The sequence below is a fragment of the Streptomyces spongiae genome, assembly GCF_009377185.1.
Lineage (GTDB): Bacteria > Actinomycetota > Actinomycetes > Streptomycetales > Streptomycetaceae > Streptomyces > Streptomyces spongiae.
On the sequence record NZ_VJZC01000879.1, the window covers coordinates 1 to 2,886 of the forward strand.

The 2,886-nt window shown below is 74.0% G+C and carries 3 protein-coding genes; all 3 read left to right on the plus strand.

What is annotated here, in order from left to right:
- The coding region (locus tag FNH08_RS48130) for a carboxyl transferase domain-containing protein (protein ID WP_322726610.1) at positions 1-632 on the plus strand (632 nt) is incomplete at its 5' end.
- 117 nt (positions 633-749) lie between these two features.
- Complete coding sequence (locus tag FNH08_RS48135) at positions 750-1,109, plus strand: CU044_2847 family protein (RefSeq protein WP_322726611.1); 360 nt, start codon at positions 750-752, stop codon at positions 1,107-1,109.
- Positions 1,106-2,836, plus strand: a complete 1,731-nt coding sequence (locus tag FNH08_RS48140; RefSeq protein ID WP_152778218.1) for a VMAP-C domain-containing protein — start codon at positions 1,106-1,108, stop codon at positions 2,834-2,836. The genes FNH08_RS48135 and FNH08_RS48140 overlap by 4 nt, the downstream gene beginning before the upstream one ends.
- Positions 2,837-2,886: the final 50 nt, after the last annotated feature.

A 2,886-nucleotide genomic window follows, 5' to 3' on the forward strand; every position in this document is an offset into this window, starting at 1 on the left:
GAGAAGAGAACGCCTCGCTCTCCGCCCTCCCCTCCACCGGCTGGGCCGCCGTCCTGCGCGCCCGCTCCCCCGAACGCCCCCGCGCCGCGGCCTACCTGGACGCGTACTTCACGCGCCGCGCGGCCATCGGCGGCGACCGCTGCGGCGGCACCGACCCCGGCATGCTGTGCGGCTTCGGCGAGCACGAGGGCCGGACCGTCGCGTACGCGGCCCAGTGCGGCACCGCGACCCGCCCCGCCGGGTACCGCACGGCGGCCCGGCTGATCCGCCTCGCGGGCCGGCTCGGCATTCCCGTGCTGACACTGGTGGACACCCCGGGCGCCGCCAACGACGCCGAGGCCGAGCGGCAGGGCGCCGGAGGGGCCGTCGCGGACGTGTTCGACGCGGTGGCCACCGCCCGGACTCCGGTCACCACGCTGGTCATCGGCGAGGGCGGCTCGGGCGGCGCGCTCGCGCTGGCCGCGCCCGGCAGCACCTGGGCCACCCCGGACAGCTACTTCTCGGTGATCGCCCCGGAGTTGGCCGCCGCGATCCTCAAACGCCCCGGGGACCAGGTGCGGGCCACGGCGGACGAACTGCGGGTGCGGCCGCAGGACTTGATGGCGCTGGGGGTCGTGCGGGGTATCACATGACCGGGGCCGCGCACACCCGTTCGGAGTATGTGTATGGCCTGTGGAAAAAGAGACAACACGAGTACCGTCCGTGACAATAGGCTGGTTGGACGTCACGAACGACAGGACGGGGGCGTGGTGGAAGGCTTAGTGGAGTTCAAGACCGCCGACGGAGCCGTGGTCACCGTCGAGGCCGTCGAGGAGGGGGCCGGATCGGGCTCCCGTCTCGTGGCCCGCGGGGACGACGGTACGGTCCAGGCGACGCGGACCTTCGAGGGCGCCCTGGACGGTGTGCGCTCAGCGGCGGCGTCCGCGCTGCGGGTCTTCCGGGACGGTTCGCTGCAACCCGACGCGGTGGAGATCGAGTTCGGGGTGAAGCTCACCGCGGAGGCGGGCGCGCTGATCGCGAAGAGCGCGGTCGAGGGGCATCTCGTGGTCAAGCTCTCCTGGTCCCCAGGGCGGTCGGACGCTCCCCCGGAGACCTCCTCGCCATCATGACCAGCGCCGCCTGGCACGCCAGGATCAGCTGCGGGCGCGACACGGGCGCCGGCTTCCTGGTCACCGAACGCCATGTCCTTACCTGCGCGCACGTGGTCGCCCGCAGCGGCACCGACGCGGTGAGCGTGTCCTTCGCGCACGGCGGCGGGGAGTCGATCGGCGCCCACGTCGTCGCGCACGGCGGCTGGGACGGCCGCGACACGGACGCCGGTGACCTCGCCGTCCTGGAACTCGACCGCGCCGTCGACCTGAAGCCCGCCGAGTTCGCGGCACCCGACGAGGCGTACGGCCACCCGCCGCGCAAACTCCTCGCGTACGGCTTCCCCAAGCACTACGACGAGGGCACGATCGCCGAATACCGGGCCACCGCAGGCCAGTTGATCGCCGGGGAGTGGGTGCAGCTGGAGGCGTGGGCCGCGCACGGGCAGCCGCTGGTGCCCGGGTTCAGCGGGGCGGCGGTGACGCTCGCGGACAGCGGCCGGGTCGTCGGCATGGTCTCGGCGGCGGCCCGCGACCCCGGGGTCCGCAACGGACGGATGCTGCCCGCGAACGTCATGGCCCGCTACTGGCCCCGCCTCGGCGACCTGATCCCGACCCCGGACTACGACGGCCCGCAGAAGGAGCGGCTCCGGCTGCTGGTCGAGGAGGCGGACCGCCACGGCGACCTGGAGTGCAGCCCCCGGCGGCTCTACCAGGAAGCCGTCACCGACTTCGGTCCCCCGCCCCCGCCGCAGGGCTTCGCCTCCCTGTGGGACGCCGCCTGGTACCTCCTCTCCGAGGTGAGCGACACCAAGGCCGCGGTCCGGTTCGCGGAACGGCTCGCCGACTTCGTCGAGGACAGGCCGACCCGGGCCGCCCTGCGGTCCTGGCCGCACGTGGGCGCCGAGGCGGCGCCCGGACACAAGGCCGGGGTGACCCCCCACTCCTGGTCGCCGATCCTCGTCGAGATCGCGCCCAGCGGCTCCGGGGACCACCAGTTCCTGGTGGAGGTGTCCGCGTACAACGGAGACCACCGCCGTGTGGTGGGCCGGCGCCGGATGCCCGCCGACCGGGTGCGGTCCTACGCCCTGGAGCGCATCGACGAGGCGTACCACGCACTGGAGCCGGGCGCCCGGGAGCTGCTCGCCTTCGTGCTGCCGCGCCGGTGGCTCAACACGGACGTGGCCAACTGGCAGCGCAGCGCCGACGACGACAGCCCGCTCGGCGCCTTCGCCCCGCTCGTCGTCATGGACCTGGAGCGGCGGCGCAGCGGCGGCCTCCAGCACAAGCTCCTGCAGAAGTGGCGGGAGCTCGACGTCCAGCGGTCGGCCCGGCTGCGCCGTATCGGCTGCGGGACCGTCGGGCAGGACCCGGGCAAGCTGACCGTGGCCCTGCGCCGGGGAGCGGATGTCGTCGGCTTCGGTACCCCGCCGCGCACGGACGGCTCCCGGCAGCTGTTCAAGGCCGGACTGAACGCGGCGGTGCCGGTGATGCTGTGGCCGCGCTCCGGCTGCCGGGGCGGGCCGTCGCACGAGGACTGCCGGGGCGCGGCCTTCCTGGACCGCCTCGCCGAACACCTCGCGGATCTACCGCCCGCCGAACTGCCCACGTACATTCACGAGTTGCGCGAGACCGCGTACGCCTCCGAGTCGTCCGAACACCATTGGGCGTACGATCTGGCGCTGCTCTGGGAGGACCCCCGCTGCCTGCCCGACCCCGTCGGCTACCAGCACTCGCCGGTCGGGTGAGCCGCACGCGCGAGAACCGGACCCGCACGCCCGCACCCACCCCCACGCAC